The 24427-nt window shown below is 61.4% G+C and carries 14 protein-coding genes; 5 read left to right on the forward strand and 9 right to left on the reverse strand.

Features of this window, described 5'->3' with window-relative positions; genetic code table 11:
• Positions 1 to 121 precede the first annotated feature (121 nt).
• From D8U82_RS02855 to speB, 4 genes are all read right to left on the reverse strand, one after another.
• A complete protein-coding gene (locus D8U82_RS02855) occupies positions 122 to 1501 on the reverse strand; it encodes a sodium:solute symporter (protein ID WP_071174740.1) in 1380 nt (459 codons plus the stop codon).
• Positions 1502 to 1660: 159 nt separating this feature from the next.
• Positions 1661 to 3163, reverse strand: coding sequence for a cytosine permease (locus D8U82_RS02860; protein ID WP_130901626.1), 1503 nt, complete (start codon positions 3161 to 3163; stop codon positions 1661 to 1663).
• A gap of 51 nt (positions 3164 to 3214) precedes the next feature.
• Positions 3215 to 3637 (reverse strand): nuclear transport factor 2 family protein, encoded by a 423-nt coding sequence (locus D8U82_RS02865; protein WP_122505894.1) that lies wholly within the window; start codon positions 3635 to 3637, stop codon positions 3215 to 3217.
• Positions 3638 to 3647: 10 nt separating this feature from the next.
• Positions 3648 to 4598, reverse strand: a complete 951-nt coding sequence (gene speB / locus D8U82_RS02870; protein WP_003222717.1) for an agmatinase — start codon at positions 4596 to 4598, stop codon at positions 3648 to 3650.
• A 396-nt stretch (positions 4599 to 4994) separates the two neighbouring features.
• Here speB and D8U82_RS02875 point away from each other — a divergent pair, with 396 nt between their 5' ends.
• Both D8U82_RS02875 and D8U82_RS02880 read left to right on the forward strand, forming a co-directional pair.
• Positions 4995 to 5888 (forward strand): LysR family transcriptional regulator, encoded by an 894-nt coding sequence (locus tag D8U82_RS02875; RefSeq protein WP_007956593.1) that lies wholly within the window; start codon positions 4995 to 4997, stop codon positions 5886 to 5888.
• Between the two features lie 6 nt (positions 5889 to 5894).
• Positions 5895 to 6491, forward strand: a complete 597-nt coding sequence (locus D8U82_RS02880; RefSeq protein ID WP_125925329.1) for a DTW domain-containing protein — start codon at positions 5895 to 5897, stop codon at positions 6489 to 6491.
• 34 nt (positions 6492 to 6525) lie between these two features.
• On the opposite strand, the gene D8U82_RS02885 is transcribed toward D8U82_RS02880, so the two are convergent.
• From D8U82_RS02885 to D8U82_RS02895, 3 genes are all read right to left on the reverse strand, one after another.
• Entirely contained in the window at positions 6526 to 7887 is a 1362-nt protein-coding gene (locus D8U82_RS02885; protein ID WP_125925330.1) for an HlyD family type I secretion periplasmic adaptor subunit, read from the reverse strand.
• 10 nt (positions 7888 to 7897) lie between these two features.
• Positions 7898 to 10057 carry a type I secretion system permease/ATPase gene (locus D8U82_RS02890; protein ID WP_125925331.1) on the reverse strand — a complete coding sequence of 720 codons (2160 nt, stop codon included), beginning with the start codon at positions 10055 to 10057 and terminating at the stop codon, positions 7898 to 7900.
• Positions 10058 to 10226: 169 nt separating this feature from the next.
• Positions 10227 to 11585, reverse strand: coding sequence for a TolC family outer membrane protein (locus tag D8U82_RS02895; RefSeq protein ID WP_016771146.1), 1359 nt, complete (start codon positions 11583 to 11585; stop codon positions 10227 to 10229).
• Positions 11586 to 12117: 532 nt separating this feature from the next.
• Here D8U82_RS02895 and D8U82_RS02900 point away from each other — a divergent pair.
• A complete protein-coding gene (locus tag D8U82_RS02900) occupies positions 12118 to 19965 on the forward strand; it encodes a retention module-containing protein (protein WP_130901627.1) in 7848 nt (2615 codons plus the stop codon).
• 297 nt (positions 19966 to 20262) lie between these two features.
• Here the strand turns inward: D8U82_RS02900 and D8U82_RS02905 are convergent, their stop codons facing one another.
• Together D8U82_RS02905 and D8U82_RS02910 are read right to left on the reverse strand one after the other, a co-directional pair.
• Positions 20263 to 20658, reverse strand: a complete 396-nt coding sequence (locus tag D8U82_RS02905; protein WP_024012057.1) for a YbaN family protein — start codon at positions 20656 to 20658, stop codon at positions 20263 to 20265.
• A 10-nt stretch (positions 20659 to 20668) separates the two neighbouring features.
• On the reverse strand, positions 20669 to 21256 hold the full coding sequence (locus D8U82_RS02910; protein WP_016771143.1) for a YecA family protein: 588 nt from the start codon (positions 21254 to 21256) through the stop codon (positions 20669 to 20671).
• A 405-nt stretch (positions 21257 to 21661) separates the two neighbouring features.
• Between D8U82_RS02910 and recQ the strand changes: the two genes are divergently transcribed.
• On the forward strand, positions 21662 to 23791 hold the full coding sequence (gene recQ, locus D8U82_RS02915; protein ID WP_024012058.1) for a DNA helicase RecQ: 2130 nt from the start codon (positions 21662 to 21664) through the stop codon (positions 23789 to 23791).
• A 132-nt stretch (positions 23792 to 23923) separates the two neighbouring features.
• Positions 23924 to 24358, forward strand: coding sequence for a MarR family transcriptional regulator (locus tag D8U82_RS02920; protein WP_016771142.1), 435 nt, complete (start codon positions 23924 to 23926; stop codon positions 24356 to 24358).
• Positions 24359 to 24427: the final 69 nt, after the last annotated feature.

Genomic DNA, 24427 nt, shown 5'->3' on the forward strand with positions numbered 1-24427 from the left:
TTCTACAAAGTGTAGGAACTGCTGAAGGCTGCGATCTTTTGTTTTTTATCAGGCAAAAAAAAACGGGTGTGGCCACCGACGCCACACCCGTTGAAGAAAACATCAAGTCGTTACAGCCGATTCACACCGCCGTTGCCACGGTCGCCGGGCGCGGCGAGAACAGGCTGACCAGTACAAAGCTCACCAGGCTGACACCCAGGCTGTAATAGATCGGCGTGTTCGCGTCCATACCGTCCTTGACCATGAACACCAGCGCCGTGATAAAGCCCAGCGTCATCGCGCTGATCGCCCCGGCGGTAGTCGCACGCTTCCAGAAAATCGCGCCCATCAGCGGAATCAGCATGCCGCCGACCAAGAGGTTGTAAGCCAGGGTCAGCGCGCTGATAACGTCATTGACGACCAGAGCAATGCCCAGCACCGCGATCCCTGTCAGCAGCGTAAACAGGCGGCTGACCGCGACGTTGGACTGTTTGCCGCCGCGCAGTTTCGGCAGCAGGTCTTCGGTCAGGGTGGTGGACGCGGCGAGCAGGCCGGCGCTGGCGGTGGACATCATCGCCGCCAGTGCAGCAGCGATCACCAGGCCACGGATGCCGTCAGGCAGCGAGACTTTGACGATGGCGGCAAAAGCGTTGTTGACGTTGTCCAGATCCGGAATCAGTACATGCGCAGCCATGCCGATCAAGGCGCAGACCAGGCCGTAAATGATGCAGTAGATCCCGGCCGAGGTGCCGGCGTATTTGGCGACTTTTTCGCTTTTGGCGGTGAACACCCGCTGCCAGATGTCCTGGCCGATCAGGATGCCGAAGAAGTAGATCATGAAGTAGGTAATGATCGTGTCCCAGCCGATGCTGGTGAAGTTGAAGCTGGCCGCCGGCAGTTGCGCGACCAGTTGATCCCAGCCGCCTACGCGGTACAGGCAGATCGGCAACAACACGAACATCAGGCCCACTGTCTGGATGCCGAACTGGACGATGTCCGTCAGGGTCAGCGACCACATGCCGCCGATCGTTGAATAAGTCACCACGATACCGCCGCCCAGCAGTACGGAAATCCAGAAGGGCAGACCGAACAACACTTGCAGCACGGTGCCGATCGCCAGAATCGAGGTCACGCCGATCATCAGCGCGTAAGCGAGCATGATCGTCGCACTGGCGGTGCGCGCCATCGGGTTGTAGCGCTTCTCCAGGACCTGGGTAACGGTGAATACCTTGAGTTTCAGCAAGGGCTTGGCGAGGAACAGGTTCAGCGCGACGATGCCGCAGCCCAGTGCCGCGCACAGCCAGAATCCGGAGATGCCATGCACGTAACCCAGACGCACGGTGCCGACGGTGGAGGCGCCGCCGAGGACGGTTGCTGCCATGGTGCCCATGTACAGCGACGGTCCAAGATTACGCCCGGCAACCAGATAGTCTTCGTGGGTCTTGGCCTTGCGCATGCCGTAGTAGCCGAGAATCAGCATCGCAGCGGCATAAATGAGTACGACGAATAAATCCAAAGCCATGATGGCGTGTCTCCGATTGTCTTTTTTATGGTCAAGCAAATGGGGTCTGCAAGGCTTCCTGTGGGAGCGAGCCTGCTCGCGAAGGCGGTCTGTCAGTCACACCAATGTTGGATGTGCTGAAGTCTTCGCGAGCAGGCTCGCTCCCACAGGGGATTCGTGTCAGGCGGTCTGACGCAGTTGAGGTTTTATTGCGGCTTCACTGCGCACATCCGTTGGCCCAAACACCTCCCGAGGCTCAGGAAACAAGCGCAGCAGCGTCAGATACACCACCGACGCCAGGCCCAATGTCACCGGCAAGCTGATGTCGATGCCACCGGCCAGTTCGCCCAGCGGGCCGACAAACTGCCCCGGCAGGTTGACGAAGCACAGGCCGACCAGCGCACTCGGAATCCACGCCCCCAGACCGCGCCAGTTCCAGCCGTGGTTGAACCAGTAGCGTCCGCCCTGTTCGCCGCGAGTGAACACTTGCAGGTCATCCGGGCAGTAGAAGCCGCGCCGTACCAGCAGGCCGATGATCATGATCACCATCCATGGGGTGGTGCAGGTGATGATCAGCACGGCGAAGGTCGACACGCTTTGCACCAGGTTCGCCGCAAACCGGCCGATGAAGATGAAGGCGATCGACAGCACGCCGATCAGCAAGGTCGCCTTGACCCGGGAGAGCACGCGCGGGAATACGCTGGACATGTCCAGCCCGGTGCCATACAGCGAGGTGGTGCCGGTGGACATGCCGCCAATCACCGCAATCAGGCATACCGGCAAAAAGAACCAGCTCGGCGACACAGCCAGCAAGCCGCCGACATAGTTGTTCGCGGCGATGTAGTCCGGCGCCTTGATCGCGACGATAGTGGCGGTGGCGAGGCCGAACAGGAATGGGATCAACGTTGCCAGTTGCGCGGCGATCACCGCCAGCATGATCCGGCCCTTTGGCGTCTCACGCGGGATGTAGCGCGACCAGTCGCCGAGGAACGCACCGAAGGAAATCGGGTTGCTCATCGCCACCAGCGCCGCGCCGATGAATGCCGCCCAGAACCCGGCCTGACCCAGCGCCACGCTGCCGGCGTACTGGCTGTCGAAAGCAGGGGCGAAGGCGAAGATGCCGAGCAGGAACAACAGGCTCGCGGCCCACACGGCGATGCGGTTGACCCACAGCATGATGCGGAAACCGTAGATGCACACGGTCAGCACCAGCAGCGCGAACAGGCCGTAGGCCAGGCCCAGGGTCAGGTCGGTTTCCGGCAAATCGACGAGGCGTTTGGCGCCGCCGACCAGCGCATCACCCGAGCTCCACACTGACAGCGAGAAGAACGCGATTGCCGTCAGCAACGACAGGAACGAACCGACAATCCGCCCGTGCACGCCGAAGTGCGCACCGGAAGACACGGCGTTGTTGGTGCCGTTGAGCGGGCCGAACAGGCCCATCGGCGCGAGGATCAGCGCACCGACCACCACACCCAGCACAATCGCCCAGACACCCGCCTGAAACGACAGGCCGAACAGCACCGGGAAACTGCCGAGCACAGCGGTGGCAAACGTATTGGCGCCGCCGAAGATCAAGCGAAACAAGTCGCTGGGTCCGGCGTCGCGCTCATGATCCGGGATCTGTTCGACCCCGTTTGTTTCGATGCTGCTAAGGCTTTTTTCGTTGTTGTTGTTATTCATGATCTGCTCCGATCATCAGGCGCGCTCATCGTGCGTGAGCGTCACCATTGGCTAAGGGGGTGGCAGCCCTTCCGGCATTGCGGACAAATGTTCGTGACAGGCCAGCCATAGGCCTTGTTGTTCTAGGCTCGACGCTTGTCTTCTGAAAACAATCGTCTCGCGCTCCTGGCTGAAGTGTTGCTCCCCTTGCATGCGCAGCTCGGTGGCCACGTCATGGATGAAAATCGCCACGTCACCCTGCAGGCTGACAAAGGCGTTGCTCGAGGTGCACGACAGCACCTCGAATCCATCCTCGGCACGCCAGCGGTCCCACAACGCCTGATAGGCATCGCGCGACAGCAATGGCTGGTCGAGGGTGTAGAAAACGAAGCTGGCATCGGCGCTGAACGCACCGAAGTAGGCTTCGCGATCATTACGGGCAAACGCGGCGACCAACTCGGCGGCCGCATGCAGAACCTGATCACGTGCGTGCATGACCCGACCCTCAGCGATGAACCACGCCAGGCAGTACGCAGAGCATTTCGTACAGCAGGTTGGCGGCCAGCAGCGAGGTGTTGCCGGTGGTGTCATAAGCGGGCGAGACTTCTACCAGATCGCAACCGATCAGGTCGAGGCCCTGGCAGCCACGGACGATTTCAATCGCCTGAATGGTGGTCAGGCCGCCGATTTCCGGGGTGCCGGTGCCGGGCGCCCAGGCCGGGTCGATGCCGTCGATATCGAAACTCAGATACACCGGACCGCCACCGACTTTCTCGCGTACTTCAGCCATCAACGGCGCCAGCGACTTGTGCCAGCACTCTTCGGCCTGCACCACACGGAAGCCCTGATCGCGGCTCCAGTTGAAGTCGTCGGCGGTGTAACCCTGCGCTCGCAAACCGATCTGCACCACGCGGTCGCAATCGAGCAGACCTTCTTCGACGGCACGACGGAACGTGGTGCCGTGGGCGATCTTCTCGCCGAACATGTGATCGTTGACGTCAGCGTGGGCATCGATGTGCACCAGGCCTACCTTGCCGTGTTTTTTATGAATCGCTCGCAGGATCGGCAGGGTGATGGTGTGGTCGCCGCCCAGGGTCATCGGGATCACGTTGTGCTCGAGGATATTGTCGTAGGCTTCTTCGATGATGCGTACGGCGTCGAGCAGGTTGAAGGTGTTGATCGCCACGTCACCAATGTCGGCCACCGACAGCGAGTCGAACGGCGCGGCACCGGTGGCCATGTTGTACGGGCGGATCATCACCGATTCGGTGCGGATATCGCGCGGCCCGAAGCGGGTGCCGGGGCGCAGCGAAGTGCCGATGTCCAGCGGCACGCCCACAAAGGCAGCGTCGAGGCCGGCAGCGGTCGGTACATGGGGAAGTCGGAGCATGGTGGCGATGCCGCCGAAGCGCGGCATTTCATTGCCGCCCAGTGGTTGGTGAAGAATCTTGTCCACGGGTAGGGCCTCATCGTCTTTGTTTTATTTATGCCGGCGCGCCGTTGAGCACAGGTTCGGACGCCGCTGTGTGGCCCGATGATGCGAAATGTAGTGACGGGGAAGAATCGCTACGGGCAAAAACTTAGTTCAGATTTTTCTAAACTAATGGGAGAGGTGGGATTAGACTTTGGTGGGTTCGAATGAAGTGTAGGGCTGAAGATTGTTGCCCTCACCCCAGCCCTCTCCCAAGGGAGAGGGGGCCGACCGAGTTTTTGGCGGAATCTGCATCGACCTGAAAAATCGAGTTGAACTCAGGATTTGAAAGCCATGGAGATCAGCTCCCTCTCCCTCGGGGAGAGGGCTGGGGTGAGGGGCTTTTCCCACAGACACATAGTTGCAAAGCCCGGAGTAGACATGGCCAACGCTTTACCCGACCTGAAACTCCTGCGCATCTTCGTCAGCGTCGTGCGCCATCAGGGTTTTGCCAATGCGCAGCAGGAACTCAACCTGTCGACGTCGGCGATCAGCACTTACATGAGCCAGCTCGAAGCCGCGCTCGGTCTGGTGCTGTGCCATCGTGGGCGCGGTGGCTTCAGCCTGACCAGCAAAGGCGAGCTGTTCCATCAGGAAACCCTGCGCCTGCTCGCCGAGCTTGAAGGCTTCGAGCAATACGCTGCCGCGCTCAAGGGCGAACTGCGCGGCACGCTCAATCTCGGGGTGATCGATTCCACGGTCAGCGACAAGGCCCTGCCGTTCGCCGAAGCCATCGGCGCCTACAGTCAGGAACACCCGGCGGTGCATTTGCACCTGTCGGTAATGAGTCCATATGAGTTGCAACTCGGCGTGCAGGACAATCGCCTCGATCTGGCCATCGGTGCGTTTTCCACGCGCATGAGCGGTCTGGTCTACATGCCGCTGTACCGCGAGCAGCACTGGCTGTATTGCAGCAGTCGCCATCCACTGTTCAACGAACGGCGCATCCCCGAGCAGGTCATCACCCAGCAACGGATGGTCGGGCGCGGTTACTGGAGTCAGGCGGAACTGGCCCGGCACGGTTTCAAACACAGTGCCGCGACCGTGGAAAGCATGGAAGCGCAGCTGATTCTGGTGCTCTCCGGCGCCTACATCGGTTACCTGCCCGAGCACTACGCGCAGGCCTGGGCCGACAAGGGTGATCTGCGCGTTCTGCTGCCGGCGACCTTCGGTTATCAGGCGCCGTTTTCGATGATCATGCGCAGGGGCCGCAGCCGCGAGCCGCTGATCCAGACTTTCCGCGATTTGCTCAAAGCGCAATTGAATCAGGCGTAACCCATCATGTCCCGAGCCCAATGCCCGCGCTGCCTGCGCCCCCAGACCCATTGCCTGTGCCCATTGATTCCGCACCTCGATAGCCGCACCCGAGTATTGCTGCTGCAGCATCCGAGCGAGGTCAGTCACGCGCTCAATACCGCGCGGCTGGCGGCGCTGGGGCTGAGCAATGCCGAGCTGATTGTCGGCGAGGTATTCGAGGATTTGCCGAAACTGTTGAACCGGCCGGGCTATCACGCGCGCTTGTTGTTCCCGGCTGACGATGCGCAGCCGCTGCAGGCTTACGCACCGAATGATCAGCCAATTTTGCTGGTCGTCCCGGACGGCACCTGGCGCAAGGCGCGCAAGATGTTGCACCTCAATCCGCTGCTGGCAGCACTGCCACGGGTGACCCTGACCGAGGGCGGCGTGTCGCGCTATCGCTTGCGCAAGGCACCGGGGCCGGGAGCGCTATCGACTATCGAGGCGATCGTGCAGGCGCTCGAAACCCTCGAAGCACCGACGACGTTTGCGCCGTTACTGAAACCGTTTGAAGCGCTGATCGAAGGGCAGATTGCGGCGATGGGGGAGGAGACCTTCCAGCGTAACCATGGCGACAAATGATCGTTCCCACGCGGAGCGTGGGAACGATCATTGGCTAGCGTTCGCGCATCGCCTCGGTCCGCGCTTTCAGCACCGGTTTGAGCAGGTAATCCAAGACGCTTTTCTCACCGGTAATAATGTCCACCGTCGCTACCATCCCCGGGATGATCAGCAGTGGTTTCACGTCGCCGCCCAAGTGATTCTTGTCGGTGCGCACCTGAATCAGATAGAAGCTGTTGCCCTTGTCATCGGTGATCGTATCGGCGCCGATCAGTTCGAGCTTGGCGCTCAGCCCGCCGTAAATCGTGTAGTCGTAGGCACTGAACTTGACCATGGCTTTCTGGCCCGGATGCAGGAACGCGACGTCTTGCGGGCGGACCTTGGCTTCGATCAGCAGGTTGTCTTCCAGCGGCACGATTTCGACCATGTCGCTGCCCGGCTGGACCACGCCGCCGATGGTGTTGACCTTCATCTGCTTGATCACGCCACGCACCGGCGACGTCACCGTAGTGCGGCTGACGCGATCGTCGATGGCGATGCTCGACGCGGTGATTTTCGACAGGTCGGTGCGTTTCTCATTCAGCTCTTTGGCGGCCTCGGAGCGGAAGGTCTGCTCGGATTCGTCGATCTTGCTGCGGATCTCGGCGATGGCCGATTCGGCCCGGGGAATAGCTAGCGTGGTGGCGTTCAGCGAACCACGGATCTCCACGGCGCTGCGCCTGAGCCTGAGGATTTCCACTGGTGACACGGCGCCGGTTTTCACCAGCGGTTCGGACATGTTCATCTCTTGTTGCAGCAGCGCCAGGCTCGAGCTGAACTGGCCCTGCTTGGAGCGAAATTCGGCCAGCTCCTGGGTTTTCTGCCGCAATTGTTCGCTGAGGGTGCGCTGTTCACTGGCCAAGCGGCGTTGGCGTTGCTCGTACAGCGAGCGCTCGTCCTCGGCGACTTGCGGCGCTTTGGCGATGACTTCAGCGGAGAGTTTGAAGGGGCGTCCCTCGGCCTCTGCTGACAGCCGTTCAACCTGCGCGGTCAGCGCGTAACGGTCGGCCTCGCTCTCGCCCTTGTTCGAGCGAAAGCGCGTGTCATCCAGACGCAGCAGGGTGTCGCCCTTGCCGACCATCTGGCCTTCGCGAACGTAAATCTCGGTGACGATGCCGCCCTCAAGGTTCTGGATCACCTGAACCTTGCTCGACGGGATCGCTTTGCCTTCGCCCATGGTCACTTCTTCGAGCACGGCGAATTTGGCCCAGACCAGGGCGGCGATCAGCAGCGCTGCGGCCAGCCATACGGTGATCCGCGATTTGCGCGGCGAATCCTGCAATGCTGCGCCGGCGGTTTCCGGCATGAACTCGGCTTCGGCGCTTTTGCCGAAACTGTCGAAGTAACCGCGCTTGTTGCTATCGGAAGTAGCTGGCATGGCGTAACTCCTAGACCGCCGCCGAGCCGACACGGCCCTTGCGCAGTGCATCGATGACCGCTTCTTTCGGGCCGTCAGCGACGACCCGGCCGTTGTCCAGCACCAGCAACCGGTCCACCAGGCTCAGCATCGAGGTGCGGTGGGTGACCAGCAGCAGGGTTTTGCCTTGCACCCAGCCATGCAGTTTCTGCCGCAGCGCATCTTCACTGCTGTTGTCCATGGCGCTGGTGGGTTCGTCGAGCAGCATGATCGGCGGATCGAGCAGTAACGCGCGCGCCAGCAACACCGCTTGGCGTTGGCCGCCGGAAAGCAGCTGTCCGCGTTCGCCCACCGGTCGGTCGAAGCCTTGCGGGTGTTGTCGGGCCAGTTCAGTGACGCCGGTGAGCTCGGCGACTTCGAGCATGCGTGAATCGCTGATGTAACGCGCGCCCAGGGTCAGGTTGTCGCGCAGGCTGCCGGCCAGCAGCGGCAGGTCGTGGGCGACATACCCGATCTGCTGGCGCAGGTCAGCCACGTCCAGTTGGCGCAGGTCGAGGCCGTCGAGCAGCAGCTGGCCTTGCTCCGCTTCGTAGAAGCCCATCACCAGCCGCGCCAACGTGCTTTTGCCCGAACCGCTGCGGCCGATGATGCCGACCCGCTCGCCGGCTTTCAGACTGAAGCTGACTTCGCTCAGCGCCGGTGCGTTCTGGCCGTTGTAGTGGAACGTCACGCCGCTGACGTCGAGGGCGCCTTGCAGCTGTGTGCGTTCCAATGGCCGTTGTTTGCCGTCGCGTTCCTGCGGCAGGGCCATCAGCGCGTCGGTGCTTTTCATTGTTAGTTGCGCTTGCTGGTAGCGGGTGATCAGCCCGGCGATCTGGCCGAGCGGGGCGAGTACGCGGCTGCCGAGCATGTAAGTGGCAACCAGCGCGCCGACGCTGAGGTTGCCGGCAATGATGCTGTAGACCCCGGCCACAATCGTCGCCATCCCGGAAAACTGCTGGATGAACAGCGTGCCGTTGGTGGCCAGCGCCGACAGGTTGCGCGCATGGCTGTCGAGGCGGGTGAGGGCGCCGTGGGTGCTTTCCCATTTGTGCTGGCGCTCGCTTTCGGCGCCGCAGGCCTTGAGGGTTTCCAGACCGCCGAGGGTTTCGATCAGCACTGCCTGACGCTCGGCGCCGAGGCTCAGGCTTTTCTGCACGGTGTCACGCAGGCGCACCTGAATCGCCATGGCGAAGATGATGGTGATCGGAAATGCCAGCAGCGGAATCACCACCAGCCAGCCGCCAAGCAGGCCGATCACTACCAGCATCAATACCACGAAGGGCAAGTCGATCAGGCTGGTCAGGGTCACGGCGGTGAGAAACTCACGCAGGCCCTGGAAGTCGTGAATGCTCTGGGCAAAGCCGCCGATGGTCGCCGGCCGCGCTTTCATCGACATGCCGGTGATGCGCTCGAACAACGTTGCCGAGAGGATCACATCGGTTTTCTTGCCGGCGGTGTCGAGCAGATGCGCACGCACCACGCGCAGCACCAGTTCAAAACCGGTGCCGATCAGCAAACCGATCGACAGCACCCACAGCGTCGAGGTCGCCTGATTGGGCACCACGCGATCGTAGGTCTGCATGACGAACAGCGGCACCATCAGGCCGAGCAGGTTGATCAGAAAACTGGCGAGAATCGCATCGCTGTACAGCCATTTCGACAGTTTAAGGGTGTCGCGAAACCACGCATTTACCCGTGGCACCAGCGGCGCGCGCAGGTCTTCGAGTTCGTGGCGCGGACGGGCGAACAAGGCCTGGCCGCTGTAGTGCTCGTTGAGTTCTTCGCGGCTGACCCATTGCTCGCCGCCGTCGGCTTCGCTGGGCAGCAGCAGGGCTTTGCCGTCCTCGCCAAAGCGCCGCAGCACGGCAGTGCGCCCGTCGTTGAGCAGCAGCAGGATCGGCAGGTTCAGCGGCGATATGTCTTTCAGGTCACGGCGCAACAACCGCGCCTGCAATCCGGCCCGCGCGGCTGCACGGGGCAGCAGATCGAGGCTCAGGCGTTGTTTGTTCAGAGGCAGCCCGGCGCTCAGGCTGGCACGACTGACCGTGGCGCCATGCAGTTTGCAGAGGATCAGCAGACCGTCGAGTAACGGGTCGTCGAAGCTCAGGCGCGGATCGACCCCGGTGGCGCCGGGTTCCATGCTGGTCATAGTGATTGCCTCTGTTGAACGGGCTCGGTTATCGGATCGTTCCCACGCTCTGCGTGGGAATGCCTCTAGGGACGCTCTGCGTCCAGTGACGCGGAGCGTCACGGGCTGCATTCCCACGCAGAGCGTGGGAACGATCAGAGATCGCAGCCTTCGGCAGGTCCTGCAGGATCTATTTCAACTCGGGCAGACGCGCCTGGTTTTTCACTTCGGTCGTGGCAATCGCATCAGCCGGCAGCACCACGCGTTGCTTGCTCAGCAATTGGCCCATGTTCGCCAGCACGCGGTACATCGAGTATTCCTCGGTGTAGCGGATTTCGGTGTAGCGACGGTTGGCGTTGTACAGCTCGTTTTCGCTGTCGAGCAGGTCGAGCAGGGTGCGTTGGCCGAGGCCGAACTGGTCCTGATAAGCGGCGCGCACGCGTTTGGTGGTTTCTGCGTATTCGCGAGCGGTCGGCGTCTGCTTCTTGGCATTTTCCATGGCGTTCCAGGCCAGACGAATGTTCTCGTTGAGCTGACGCAGGGCGTTGTTGCGGATGTCCATCGCCTGGTTGATGTCGTGGGCATTCGCGGCCAGACGTGCCTTGTCGCTGCCGCCACGGAACAGGTTGTAGTTCATCACCACACCGACACGCCATTCGTTGTCGTGGCCTTCATCACCCTGCACGTTGTTGTTTGCGCCGACTGCTGCTTCGGCATCGAAGCGCGGGTAGAACGGCGACTTGGCCACTTCGTACTGGCTCTCGGCGGACTGCACGTCAGCCTGAGCCGATTTCAGGTACGGGTTGTTGTCGACCATGCTCTGCTGCGCTTCACGCAGGTCCGGCGGCATCTCACCGCGAGTCGAGGCCGGGGTTTCCAGCTCATCGGGCATGCGTCCGACCACGCTGTAGAAATTCGATTCGGCGTCGGCCAGATCGACTTCGGCGGTGTCGAGGTTGTTCTGCGCCAGTGCACGACGGGCAACCGATTGATCGGAGTCGGCGGTGCTGCCGATGCCGCGCTCGGTGCGCAGGCCGATCTGGTCGTTGACGCGCAAGTGCGCCTGCAGGTTGTTCTTCGCCAGCGTCACCAGTTCCCGACGCTTGAGCACTTCGAGGTAGACCTCGATGGTGCGCAGGGCCAGATCCTGTGCGGTGCCTTGCGCGTAGTAGGCGCGCGAATTGGATACGCCCTTGGTGCGCTCGACCTCGTTGGCGGTGTTGAAGCCGTCGAAGATCATCTGCCGCAAGCGCAGCTCGGACTGGGTGTAATTGAGAATTTCGGTGTTGTGATTACCGAAGGCACGGGTGTTGGTGTTGTCGCTGTAGCCGCGCCCGTAGGCCGCGTTCAGATCGACCGACGGATAAAACCCGCCCTTGGCCACTTTCACCTGCTCATCCGCAGACAGGCGGGCGTCCACGCGCGAAGCCAGTTCCGGGTGGGTAGCGATGGTGCTCTGAATCGCCTCGGTGAGGTTCATCGCCTGGGCTTGGGAAGTGCAAGCCATGGCCAGCAAAACCGCGCTGCAGAGGGGGGTTAAAACGCGCATGGGTGCATCTCCCTGGATCTCAATGTTGTGTTACCGTCGCCAAATATTTGACGTAAATTTAGGGTGTAAGCGTTTCACTCTTGTAACAACAGAGCTAAGAACATCCTAGAGCGTAGCTAAGAAAAAATTTTCATAAGGTTTATTCCAAAAAAAACTTATGCGGTTTTTCAAAAGCAGCACATTGTTCAGCTCGAAAGCCTTTGTTTTATGCGCTTTAGGGAGCTCGAAAAGGCTTGAGGAAAGTTCCATTCACTTTGCGAGACACTGCGAAGTACTGCTGAAGGGGAGGGACGCGTAGCGTGGAATGAGCGACAGATTTTTGTCACTCGGGTGATTCACCACCGTTACGTAGCGCTAGTGGGTCGATGGATTGAACAGGGTTGGCAAGTGCTTGATAGCGCTGACAATTCACCTCAAACCGGGCCTGCGAAACGAACTGTCGAGGGTGCGAGCGTCGCCCCCGGCAACCCGATTGAGCCATGGGCTGCTTCGCGAACCAGTGCCGACGGTGGTCGGCAGCGGAGGATTTCACATGGCAACGCTCATCGGTACGGTCACAAAAGTCATTGGTCAGGTGTTCGCTCAGGCGAGCGACGGCATCAAGCGTCCGCTGTTCGAAGGCGATCGTTTGTACGCTGGCGATCAACTGATCACCGGCGCGGAAGGCGCGGTGGCAGTGAAACTGCAAAACGGCGAGGAATTGACCCTCGGCCGGGGCAGCAGCATCACCATGACCGGGCAATTGCTGGCCGACCAGGCTGTGCCGGTGAACGTCGACGAAGCGCAGACCCCAAGCCAGGCGCAACTGACCGATGTCGAGCAAATCCAGCAAGCCATCGCCGCCGGTGAAGACCCGAGCAAAACCGCCGAAGCCACCGCTGCCGGCCCCAACGCGCCCACCGGCAACACCGGTGAACTGGGCGGCGGGCACAGTTTCGTTCTGCTCACCGAAGTCGGCGGCCGAGTCGATCCGATCATTGGTTTCCCCACCGCTGGCTTCAACGGTATTCCCGAATTTCCCGAGTATCGTCGCGACGCGGACATCGACAATGGCGACGACACGCCAGCGCCGGTCGTGGTGCCACCGCCACCAGTGAACAACCCGGTCATCCTCAACGGCCTCAATGGGGCGGATGGCGAGCTGAACCTCAATGAAGCCAATCTGCCTGACGGTACAGCGGCCAATCCAGGCGCGCTGACGCAAAGTGGCAGCTTCACGGTCTCGGCAGCGGATGGTTTGAACAGCCTGAGCATCGGCGGCATCAACTTGATTGTTGGCGGCGTGCCGATCGGCTTTCCCCAGTCGATCACCACCCAACTGGGCAACACCCTGACCATCACCGGTTACAACGCAGCGACCGGCACGGTCAGCTACAGCTACACCCTCAACGGCAACGAAACCCACGCGGCCGGCGACGGCGTGAACAATCTCAGCGAACAGTTCACCGTGATCGCCACCGACAGCAATGGCGACAGCGCCACTGGCACGCTGGACGTGAACATCACCGACGACGTGCCCAAAGCGTTTGACGACGCCAACGGCATTGCCTCGGAAACCTTGCTGACCCTGACCGGAAACGTCCTCACCAACGACATCCAAGGCGCTGACCGTGTACCCACCGGACCGGTCACGCCGGGTACTTTCACCGGTACTTACGGCACGTTGGTGCTGAACGCCGACGGCACCTACACCTACACGCTCAATACCAGCGATGCCGATTTCAAAGCCTTGACCGGCGGCGGTAACGGCACTGAAACCTTCGCCTACACAATCACCGATGCCGACGGCGATAGCAGCAGCGCCAATCTGGTTCTGCAGATCCACAACAACGACGATCCAGTAATCATCGACGGCCTGAACGTCGCCGGTGGCGAGCTTACGATCTACGAAAAAAACCTCAGCGACGGCAGCGCCCCGGACACTGGCGCGCTCACCCAAAACGGCACCTTCACCATCACCGCACTGGACGGCGTCACCACGCTGACAGTCGGTGGCATCGCCGTGGTGACCAATGGTGTGGCCGCAGGTTTCCCGCAATCGATCACCACGCCACTGGGCAGCACGCTGACCATTACCGGGTTCAACGCTGCAACCGGCGTGGTCAGTTACAGCTACACCCTGGCTGACAACGAAACGCATCCGAACGCCAACGGCGCCAACAATCTGCCTGAGCAGTTCGCGGTCACGGTGGTCGATGACAACGGCACGACGGCCACCGGCACCCTCGACGTCAACATCGTCGACGACCTGCCGAAAGCCAACGACGACAGCAACGGTACCGCGTCAGAAAGCCAACTGACGCTGACTGGCAACGTCCTGACCAACGACGTACAAGGCGCCGACCGCGTACCCACCGGTCCAGTCACGCCGGGCACTTTCACCGGCACGTTCGGCACCTTGGTTCTAAACGCCGACGGCACTTACACCTACACCCTGAACACCAGCGATGCCGACTTCAAAGCCTTGACCGGCGGTGGTAACGGCACAGAGACCTTCGCCTACACCATCACTGATGCCGACGGCGATAGCAGCAGCGCCAATCTGGTTCTGCAGATCCACAACAACGACGATCCAGTAATCATCGACGGCCTGAACGTCGCCGGTGGCGAGCTTACGATCTACGAAAAAAACCTCAGCGACGGCAGCGCCCCGGACACTGGCGCGCTCACCCAAAACGGCACCTTCACCATCACCGCACTGGACGGCGTCACCACGCTGACAGTCGGTGGCATCGCCGTGGTGACCAATGGTGTGGCCGCAGGTTTCCCGCAATCGATCACCACGCCACTGGGCAGCACGCTGACCATTACCGGGTTCAACGCTGCAACCGGCGTGGTCAGTTACAGCTACACCCTGGCTGACAACGAAACGCATCCGAACGCCAACGGCGCCAACAATCTGCCTGAGCAGTTCGCGGTCACGGTGGTCGATGACAACGGCACGACGGCCACCGGCACCCTCGACGTCAACATCGTCGACGACCTGCCGAAAGCCAACGACGACAGCAACGGTACCGCGTCAGAAAGCCAACTGACGCTGACTGGCAACGTCCTGACCAACGACGTACAAGGCGCCGACCGCGTACCCACCGGTCCAGTCACGCCGGGCACTTTCACCGGCACGTTCGGCACCTTGGTTCTAAACGCCGACGGCACTTACACCTACACCCTGAACACCAGCGATGCCGACTTCAAAGCCTTGACCGGCGGCGGTAACGGCACCGAAACCTTCGCCTACACCATCACCGATGCCGACGGCGATACCAGCACTGCCAATCTCGTATTGAACATCCACAACAACGACGATCCGGTGCTGCTCAATGGCCTCGACGTCAACGGCGGCGAACTTACCGTCTACGAAAAAAACCTCAGCGACGGCACCAGCCCCAACACCCCGGCGCTGACCCAGAACGGCACTTTCACCGTCAGCGCTCTCGATGGTCTGCAGACCCTCACAGTCGGCGGCATCGCGGTGATCACCAATGGCGTGGCCGCAGGCTTCCCGCAATCAATCGTCACCCCGCTGGGCAGCACCTTGACCATCAGCGGTTATGACCCGACGACCGGCGTGGTCAGCTACAGCTACACCCTGGTCGACAACGAAGCCCACTCGACTGCCAGCGGCGCCAACAGCCTCACTGAGAACTTCGACGTCGTCGCGACGGACACCGATGGCAGTACCGCCAGCGGCCAGATCAACGTCAATATCGTCGATGATTTGCCGACCGCGCATGCGGACGCGGCTTCGGTGGCGGAGGGCGGTACTGTCAGCGGTAACGTACTCAACAACGATGTCGGCGGCGCGGATGGCCCGGCGATTACCGGCGCAGTGGTCGGCGTGCGCGCCGGTGCCGACACCTCGACTTCGGCCATCGGCGGACTCAATTCGCAGATCAACGGCACCTACGGCTACCTCACGCTTGATGCCAACGGCAACGCCGTTTATCACAGCAATCCCAACGCGGTGAACGGTCCGGGTGCGGTGGATGTGTTCACCTACACCGTGCGCGATGCCGACGGTGATGAAAGCACCACGACGATCACCATCGACGTCTATAACAGCTGCCTGAAAGCGGTCAGCGACACTGACGTCACCGTCTACGAAAAAGCCCTCGACCTGAACAAGGATGGCCAGGATCTGGCAGCGGGCAGCGTGGTCGGCAGCGATCCGAACAGCACTGGCGAAACCGCTTCTGGCACCCTGGTCGGCTCGGTCACTGGTGCGGTCGGCGCGATCAGTTATGCGCTGGTTGGCAGTGCCACCGGCAACTACGGGCAGATCGTTCTCAATGCCAATGGCACTTACACCTACACGCTCACTTCGCCAGCGACCACTACGCCGCACGCCGACGACGGCGCCAACAGCCTGAGCGAAACCTTCACCTATCAGGCCACCGATTCGCTGGGCAATGTCGTCACCAGCACGATCGTTGTGAGCATCGTCGATGACGTGCCGAAGGCGCTGAATGACAGCAATGCCGACAGCGCAACAGAAGTCCAGGTGACCCTGACCGGCAACGTCCTCGACAACGACGTGCAGGGCGCCGACCGCGTCGCCAGCGGCCCGGTAACCGCCGGTACTTTCACTGGCACTTACGGCACGCTGGTGCTCAACGCCAACGGCACTTACACCTACACGCTGGACGCCAACGACGCCGATTTCAAAAACCTCCAGGGCGGCGGCAACAGCACGGAAACCTTCGCCTACACCATCACCGATGCCGACGGCGACACCAGCACCGCCAATCTGGTGCTGAACATCCATAACAACGACGATCCGGTGTGCCTCGACGGCCTCGATGTGAAGGGCGGCGAAATCACCGTCTACGAGAAAAACCTCAGCGACGGCAGCAGCCCCAACACCTCGGCGCTGACCCAAAGCGGCAGCTTCACCGTCACTGCGCTTGATGGCCTGCAAACCCTCACGGTCGGCGGCATTGCGGTGATCAGCAATGGCGTCGCCGCCGGTTTGCCGCAATCGGTGGTCTCGCCATTGGGCAGTACGTTCACCATCACCGGTTACGACCCGGCCTCCGGCGTGGTCAGTTACAGCTACACCCTGGTCGACAACGAAGCCCATCCGAACGCCAACGGTGCCAACAGCCTCAGCGAGAGCTTCGACGTGGTCGCCACTGATACCGATGGCAGTACCGCCAGCGGTCAGATCAACGTCAACATCGTCGACGATTTGCCGACTGCCAACGCCGATACCGGCTCGGTAGCGGAGGGCGGCACGGTCAATGTCAGTGTGCTCGGCAATGACCTCAGCGGTGCCGACGGCGCCGCCACGGTGGTCGGCGTGCGCGCCGGCAGCAACACCGCGACGTCAGCCAGCGGCGGGCTCAACAGCAACATCAACGGCAACTACGGCTACCTGACCCTCGACGCGGCGGGCAACGCGGTTTACCACAGCAACCCGAACTCGGTGAGCCCGCCGGGCGCGACCGACACGTTCACCTACACCATCCGTGACAGCGATGGCGACGAAAGCACCACAACGCTGACCATCAACGTCGCCGACAGCAAACTGGTCGCCTCGGTCGATCAGGATGTGACGGTCTACGAAAAAGCCCTCGACCTGAGCAAGGATGGCCAGGATCTCGCCCCCGGCACAGTCACCGGCAGCGAACCGGGCAACACCGGCGAAACCGCCAGCGGCACGCTGGTCGGTTCGGTCAGTGGCGGCAGCGGCGCGATCACGTACACCCTGGTCGGCAACGCCACCGGCAGCTACGGGCAACTGCTGCTCAACGCTGATGGCACCTACACCTACACGCTGACGTCGGCACCAAAAACCGCGCCGAACGCCAACGACGGGCCGAACACCCTGAGCGAAACGTTCACCTACAAAGCCACCGATGCGCTGGGCAACAGCACCACCAGCACGCTTGTGGTGAACATCGTCGACGATGTGCCGAAAGCCGTTGCCTCGGATCGCTCGGTTACCGCAGTGGAGATCGATTCGAACATCCTCATCGTCCTCGACATCTCCGGCAGCATGGCCGATCCCTCTGGCGTGCCGGGCCTGTCGCGGCTGGCACTGGCCAAGCAGGCCATTGGCGCCTTGCTCGACAAGTACGATGATCTGGGCGATGTGAAAGTGCAGTTGGTGACGTTCAGCAGCAATGCCGCCGACCGCACCACGGTGTGGGTCGATGTCGCTACTGCCAAGACATTGCTCGCCGGCCTCAACGCCGGCGGCGGCACCAACTACGATGCCGCCGTGGCGGTGATGCAGACCGCGTTCAACACCTCGGGCAAACTCACCGGGGCACAGAACGTCGGCTACTTCTTCTCCGACGGCAAGCCCAACGAGGGCGACATCGGCACGGCTGACGAGGCCGCGCTGAAAAACTTCCTCGACGCTAACAACATCAAGAACTACGCCATTGGTCTGGGCAGTGGCGTGAGCAACGCCAACCTCGATCCGCTGGCCTACGACGGCATCAACCACACCAATACCAATGCGGTGGTGGTCACCGATCTCAACCAACTCAACTCGGTGCTCTCCGGCACTGTGCAGGGCGCGCCGGTCACCGGTTCGCTGCTGGGCGAGGGCGGCTCGTTCGGTGCCGATGGCGGTTTCATCAAGTCGATCGTGGTCGACGGCACGACCTACACCTACGATCCGAAAGCCCTCAGTGGCCAGGGTTCGTTGACCGCGAGCGGCGGCGTCAACCACGGCACTTTCAATACCGCCAACAACACCGTCAGTATCGCCACCAACAACAGCGGCACGCTGGTGGTCAACCTCGATACCGGCGAATACAGCTACACCTCGCAGAAAACCACCGCCGTGGTCATCACCGAAAACATCGGCTTCACCGTCAGCGACAACGACGGCGATCTGGCCAGCTCCACCCTGACGGTGAAAGTGATCCCCAACGCGCCGCCAGTGGCGATGGACGATCACGTCATCACCAACGTGCTCTCGGGCAACATCGTGGTGCCGGGTGAGCTGCTGCTGGCCAATGACAGCGATCCGAACGGCGACACCCTCAACGCCACGCCAACCAGCTTCAACACCGGTTGGGTTTCGAAAGCGGCGGACTTCACCGGTACCGGCCTGATCGGTTTCACTGGGCAGAACAATAATGCGGCCAACCAGAACCTGGCCAACGTGCGCAGCGCCTTCAGCGCCAATGCCGCGACCATGACCGCCGTGCTGGTGGTCAGCGGTTATCTGGGCATGGTGAGCAACAGCAATGCCAACGATGAAGATCGCATCACCGTCAATCTACGTCAGGGCGAAACCCTCAATCTGGATCACAATCTGGGTGCCGGGAAGATCAGCATGGAGTATTCGCTCAACGGCGGTGCCTGGATGGCGCTGGCGGACGGCCAGACCCTCAGCGCCTCGGCTGACGGCGTCTACCAGATTCACATCACCAACATTGGTAATGGTGGCGGCAACCCGAACGCGGCGGAAAACTACCAACTGACCATGACCCTCAATTATGCGGGGGCCCACGACATCACGCCGGACTACCACGGCACCTACACCGCCAACGACAACCACGGCGGCAGCGACACGGCCAACGTCAGCATCAGCTATCAGGACGGCCACACCCTGACCGGCACTGCTGGCGACGATGTGTTGGTAGCGGGCAGCGGCAACAATGTGATCAACGCCGGCGAAGGCAACGACGTGCTCAGCGCAGGCTCCGGCAACAACGAAATGCACGGCGACGGCGGTAACGATTTGCTTTACAGCGGTGCCGGCAATGACCTGCTCGACGGCGGCACTGGCAGCGACACCGCCAGCTACGCCCACGCCACGGCCGCCGTCACCGTCAACCTCGGCCTGCTCGGTGCGCAGAACACCCTCGGCGCCGGCACCGACACCTTGACCGGTATCGAAAACCTGCTCGGCTCGAACTTCAACGACAGCCTCACCGGCGACGGCAACAACAACGTGATCAACGGCGGCCTCGGCAACGACTTCCTCAATGGTGGTGCTGGCGATGACTTGCTGATCGGTGGCATGGGCAACAATACCCTGACGGGCGGGGCAGGGGCCGACACCTTCCAGTGGCTCAAGGGCAACAGCGGCCACGACCTGATCACCGACTTCACCCCCGGTACCGACAAACTCGACCTGTCGCAACTGCTGCAAGGCGAAAACGCCAGCACCGCGTCGCTGGACGACTACCTGCACTTCACCGTCAGCGGCAGCGGCGCCTCGGTGATGACCAGCATCGACGTCAGCGCCATGGCCGGCGGTACGCCGAACCAGACCATCGACCTGGCTGGCGTCAACCTCGCCAGCCATTACGGCGTGACACCGGGGGCGGGCGGCATGGTGGCTGGGGGGCATGACACGGCGACGATCATCAGCGGCATGCTTAATGATCATTCGTTGAAAGTGGACACGGTTTGATCTGAGGTCTGAAACGACAAAACCCGCCGCCCCGGTTGAATCGGGACGGCGGGTTTTGTCTGTCTGTACAGATGTGTTGGCTGTGAGTCCGCCTTCGCGGGCAAGCCCGCTCCCACAGGGTTCTTCAGTGGATGCAGAATATGTGTCCGACCAGGATCAATTGTGGGAGCGAGCTTGCTCGCGAAGAGGCCGGGTTGATCACCAAGTAACTCAGCAGACCAACATCACCCCGGCAACTCCAGATTATCCAGCACCCGACTCACTGCCAGTTCGCCAAGCATGATCAACTGGGAGGTATCAAGTTTTACGCAACGTCTTCTGCCGCAAAATATAAACCGTCACCAGCACCGCACTGGTCAACATGAACCCCCGCGCCCAAACCAGCGGCACCAGATAGCACGAGAACAGGATGCTCACCCACATCAGGCCGATCGCGTAGACCTTGCCTTTGAGCGGGATGCCGTTGCCTTCGAGGTAGTCGCGAATCCAGGGCCCCAGTCGTGGATGTTCGACCAGCCAGCGATAGAAGCGTGGAGAGCTGCGCGCGAAGCAGGCTGCGGCGAGCAGGAGGAAGGGGGTGGTGGGCAGGACCGGCAGGAAGATGCCGATCACCCCCAATGCCACGCTGAGCCAGCCGATGGCCAGCAGGACGTAGCGCAACATCAGGGGGCGGTTGCCTATGGGGTTGTCCATAGGCCGGGTCTTAGTGGTGACGAGGCTTGAGGATCGCCGGTTTTTCGTCGGGGGCCTGGCACAGCAGGTACAGCGCGGTCAGGGCTTCCGGGATCTGAACGATCATGTCGTCCATCAGGTTGGCGTCCTTGGCGATGTCTTCGAATTCAGGCTGCTCGTCGAACAGGCCGGAACCGACCATGATCGGCAGGAGCATTTCGCTGACTTCTTCTTCGGCGGTTTCGAACCAGGCCGCTTCGCGCAGGAACACGCCCTCCATGAAGCCGATGCACCAGCCGCGCAGTTCGGAGTCGTCCGGCTCTTCGCCCAGATCCAGTTCGCACGGCAGTTCGAATTCTTCATCCGAGGCCAGTTGGCGAGCGATGTGCGCCTTGAGGCCGATCAGCGTGGCTTCGATTTCGGCACGCTGGGCTTCGTCGGTGTAATGCGGCTCTTCGGCGAACAGCGCGTCGATCCACTCGCGCTCCGGAACGTCTTCGGAGCAGATCGACAGCGCGGTCAGGTAACCGTGGGCGGCGACGTAATCCAGCGCCTCGTCGTGCAGCTCGTCGGCGTCGAGGAAGACTTGCAGGCGGGTCAGTTGCTCAGCGAAGGACATTACGGGGCTACCTTGGGGAATAAACAATGCGGGAATTCTAGGCCTTCTTGCGCGCTCTAGCCAGCCGCTTGGCAGATTTGCCCGAATTACCGGCCTCACTGGAAAGATGAATAACCCTGTGGGAGCGAGCCTGCTCGCGAAGGCGCTGTATCAGGCACTTTTCTATCGACTGACAGGTCGCTTTCGCGAGCAGGCTCGCTCCCACAGGGTTTTGTGTGTGGCAGGTTTATCAGTGTCTTCTCAGCGGCACCCTCTGCGGCGAAGGCCTCGGGTATACTGCCGCGTTTTGCGATCCCTGCCGGCGCTGCGCTGGTCATGCAATGTGTTCTTACGTTTTGTTTAAGCAGCCGAGGCTGCTCTGAACCAGCCTGAGCAGGGATGTATCGGTAGATTTTTGGAGTTTTTATGCTCGAACAGGCTCAACGCGTCCTCAAGGACATCTTCGGCTACGACAGTTTCCGTGGCCGTCAGGGTGCGATCATTGAGCGCGTGGCCAGCGGCGGTGATGCGCTGGTGCTGATGCCTACTGGTGGCGGCAAGTCGTTGTGCTTCCAGGTGCCAGCGCTGTTGCGTGAAGGTCTGGCGGTAGTGGTATCACCGCTGATCGCACTGATGGACGATCAGGTCGCCACCCTCGAAGAACTGGGCGTGGCCGCCGCTGCGCTGAACTCCACGCTGAGTGCCGAGCAGCAGCGCGACCTCGCTCTGCGGATCAAACGCGGCGAAGTGAAAATGCTCTATTTGGCGCCCGAGCGCTTGGTGCAGCCGCGCATGCTGGCGTTCCTGCAAAGCCTGGAAATCGCTTTGTTCGCCATCGACGAAGCGCATTGCGTATCGCAATGGGGCCACGATTTCCGCCGCGAATACCTGCAACTGGGTCAATTGGCAGAGCTGTTTCCCAACGTTCCGCGCATTGCCCTCACCGCGACCGCCGACAAGCGCACCCGCGAAGAAATTGTCGATCGCCTGCACCTGCAGAATGCCGAGCGCTTCCTGTCGAGCTTCGACCGTCCGAATATTTTTTACCGCATCGTCCCGAAAGAGCAGCCGCGCAAGCAGTTACTGGCCTTCCTCGCCGAACGGCGCAGCGATGCAGGCATCGTTTATTGCCTGTCGCGCAAGAAGGTTGAAGAAGTTGCGGCGTTCCTCAGCGAACAGGGTTTTCCGGCGCTGCCGTATCACGCCGGTCTGCCCAACGATCTGCGCGCCTATCACCAGAAGCGCTTCCTCAATGAGGAAGGCCTGATCATGGTTGCGACCGTGGCGTTCGGCATGGGCATCGACAAGCCCAACGTACGCTTTGTCGCGCACCTTGATCTGCCTAAATCCCTCGAAGCGTATTACCAGGAAACCGGGCGCGGCGGCCGTGACGGGCTGCCGGCGGATGCGTGGATGGCTTACGGTCTGCAAGACGTGGTGATGCTCAAGCAGATGCTGCAGAACTCCGAAGGCGACGAGCGGCACAAGCGTCTGGAGCAGCACAAGCTCGACGCCATGCTCTCGCTGTGCGAAGAAACCCGCTGCCGCCGCCAGGCGTTACTGGCCTATTTCGACGAAGACATGCCCGAACCGTGCGGGCATTGCGACAACTGTGTCGACGGCGTGCAGACCTGGGACGCCACCGAGCCTGCACGTCAGGCCTTGTCGGCGATTTTCCGCACCGGCCAGCGCTATGGCGTCGGTCATCTGGTCGACGTGTTGCTGGGCAAGGACAACGAAAAGGTGCGCAGCTTCGGCCATCAGCATTTGTCGGTGTTCGGCGTTGGCAAGGCGTTGAGCGAGAGCGAGTGGCGCTCGCTGTTCCGCCAACTGGTGGCGCGTGGGTTGGCCGATGTCGACCACGAGGGTTATGGCGGTCTGCGCTTGAATGACAGTTGCCGGCCTTTGCTCAAAGGCGAAGTGAAACTGGAACTGCGCCGCGACCTGAAACCGCAAGTCACCGCCAAAACCGGCAGCAAGAGCCAGGCCAGCCAACTGGTGCGCGGCGAAGAACGCGAACAGTGGGAAGCGTTGCGCGCACTACGGCGCAAGCTCGCCGAAGAACACGGCGTGCCGCCATATGTCATCTTCCCCGACTCGACGCTATTGGAAATGCTCCGCAGCCAGCCGACGTCTCTGGCGGAAATGGCCCGGGTCAGCGGCGTCGGCGCACGCAAGCTGGAACGTTACGGTGAAGCCTTCCTCGAAGTGCTCGGCGGCGAGGCGGAGGCGCCGAAGGTGGTCGCCGATGTCCGTCACGAGCTGATCACCCTGGCCCGCGCCGGCATGACCCCGCTGCAGATCGCCGGGCAGTTACAGTGCTCGGAGAAGAACGTCTACGCCATGCTCGCCGAAGCCATCGGCAAGCAGCAATTGTCGCTGGAGCAGGCGCTGGACTTGCCTGAGGAGTTGATGGGCGAAGTGCAGGACGCGTTCCTCGACGGTGAGGGCGAGTTGCCGTCCGTCGCTGAAGTCGCCGAGCTGTTCGCCGGGCGTGTGCCGGAAGGCGTGCTGTATTGCGTGCGGGCGGCGTTGCAGTCTGAATTCGAGATGTGAAACGACGTATGCGCCAAGCCCCGTGCAGTTGTAACGATTCAGTACAGAGCGACTCTTGCCTATAACTGCCGCCCATGCTTAGCTGACTAATAATTAGATTTTCCGTATTTTCAGTCTAACCGTGAGTGTTTTATGCCGTTAACCGATCAACATCGCTTTGGTATGCAACTGGCCCAGATGTCCCGTGGCTGGCGTGCCGAACTGGATCGTCGTCTCGCCGGGCTGGGCCTGTCGCAGGCGCGCTGGCTGGTGCTGCTGCATCTGGCGCGTTTTGAAGAGGCACCGACCCAACGCGAACTGGCGCAGAGTGTCGGCGTCGAAGGCCCGACCCTGGCGCGCTTGCTTGATAGTCTGGAGAACCAGGGACTGGTGCAACGCCAGTCCGTAATGGAAGACCGCCGGGCGAAAAAAATCGTGCTCTGCGCACCTGCCTTGCCCTTGATCGAACAAATCGAAACCATTGCCACGCAGCTGCGCCACGAATTGTTCGAGGGCGTCGACGAGGCGGATTTGAAGGTGTGTATGCGCGTACACGGGCACATTCTGGCCAACCTGGAAAAATCTTGAGGCACATCCCGCCAGTGATTTTTTGAGAGATCGCGCTGAGCCGACTATAAGAACTACTGGGCAATATCG

The sequence above is a fragment of the Pseudomonas sp. Sample_23 genome (genome assembly GCF_004307595.1).
Taxonomy (GTDB): domain Bacteria; phylum Pseudomonadota; class Gammaproteobacteria; order Pseudomonadales; family Pseudomonadaceae; genus Aquipseudomonas; species Aquipseudomonas atacamensis.

Bases quoted from the DNA above. Each gene is read 5' to 3' on its own strand.
- D8U82_RS02855 (WP_071174740.1), bottom strand. From the start codon at position 1,501: ATGGCTTTGGATTTATTCGTCGTACTCATTTATGCCGCTGCGATGCTG.
- D8U82_RS02860 (WP_130901626.1), bottom strand. From the start codon at position 3,163: ATGAATAACAACAACAACGAAAAAAGCCTTAGCAGCATCGAAACAAAC.
- D8U82_RS02865 (WP_122505894.1), bottom strand. From the start codon at position 3,637: ATGCACGCACGTGATCAGGTTCTGCATGCGGCCGCCGAGTTGGTCGCC.
- D8U82_RS02875 (WP_007956593.1), top strand. From the start codon at position 4,995: ATGGCCAACGCTTTACCCGACCTGAAACTCCTGCGCATCTTCGTCAGC.
- D8U82_RS02880 (WP_125925329.1), top strand. From the start codon at position 5,895: ATGTCCCGAGCCCAATGCCCGCGCTGCCTGCGCCCCCAGACCCATTGC.
- D8U82_RS02885 (WP_125925330.1), bottom strand. From the start codon at position 7,887: ATGCCAGCTACTTCCGATAGCAACAAGCGCGGTTACTTCGACAGTTTC.
- D8U82_RS02890 (WP_125925331.1), bottom strand. From the start codon at position 10,057: ATGACCAGCATGGAACCCGGCGCCACCGGGGTCGATCCGCGCCTGAGC.
- D8U82_RS02895 (WP_016771146.1), bottom strand. From the start codon at position 11,585: ATGCGCGTTTTAACCCCCCTCTGCAGCGCGGTTTTGCTGGCCATGGCT.
- D8U82_RS02900 (WP_130901627.1), top strand. From the start codon at position 12,118: ATGGCAACGCTCATCGGTACGGTCACAAAAGTCATTGGTCAGGTGTTC.
- D8U82_RS02905 (WP_024012057.1), bottom strand. From the start codon at position 20,658: ATGGACAACCCCATAGGCAACCGCCCCCTGATGTTGCGCTACGTCCTG.
- D8U82_RS02910 (WP_016771143.1), bottom strand. From the start codon at position 21,256: ATGTCCTTCGCTGAGCAACTGACCCGCCTGCAAGTCTTCCTCGACGCC.
- recQ (WP_024012058.1), top strand. From the start codon at position 21,662: ATGCTCGAACAGGCTCAACGCGTCCTCAAGGACATCTTCGGCTACGAC.
- D8U82_RS02920 (WP_016771142.1), top strand. From the start codon at position 23,924: ATGCCGTTAACCGATCAACATCGCTTTGGTATGCAACTGGCCCAGATG.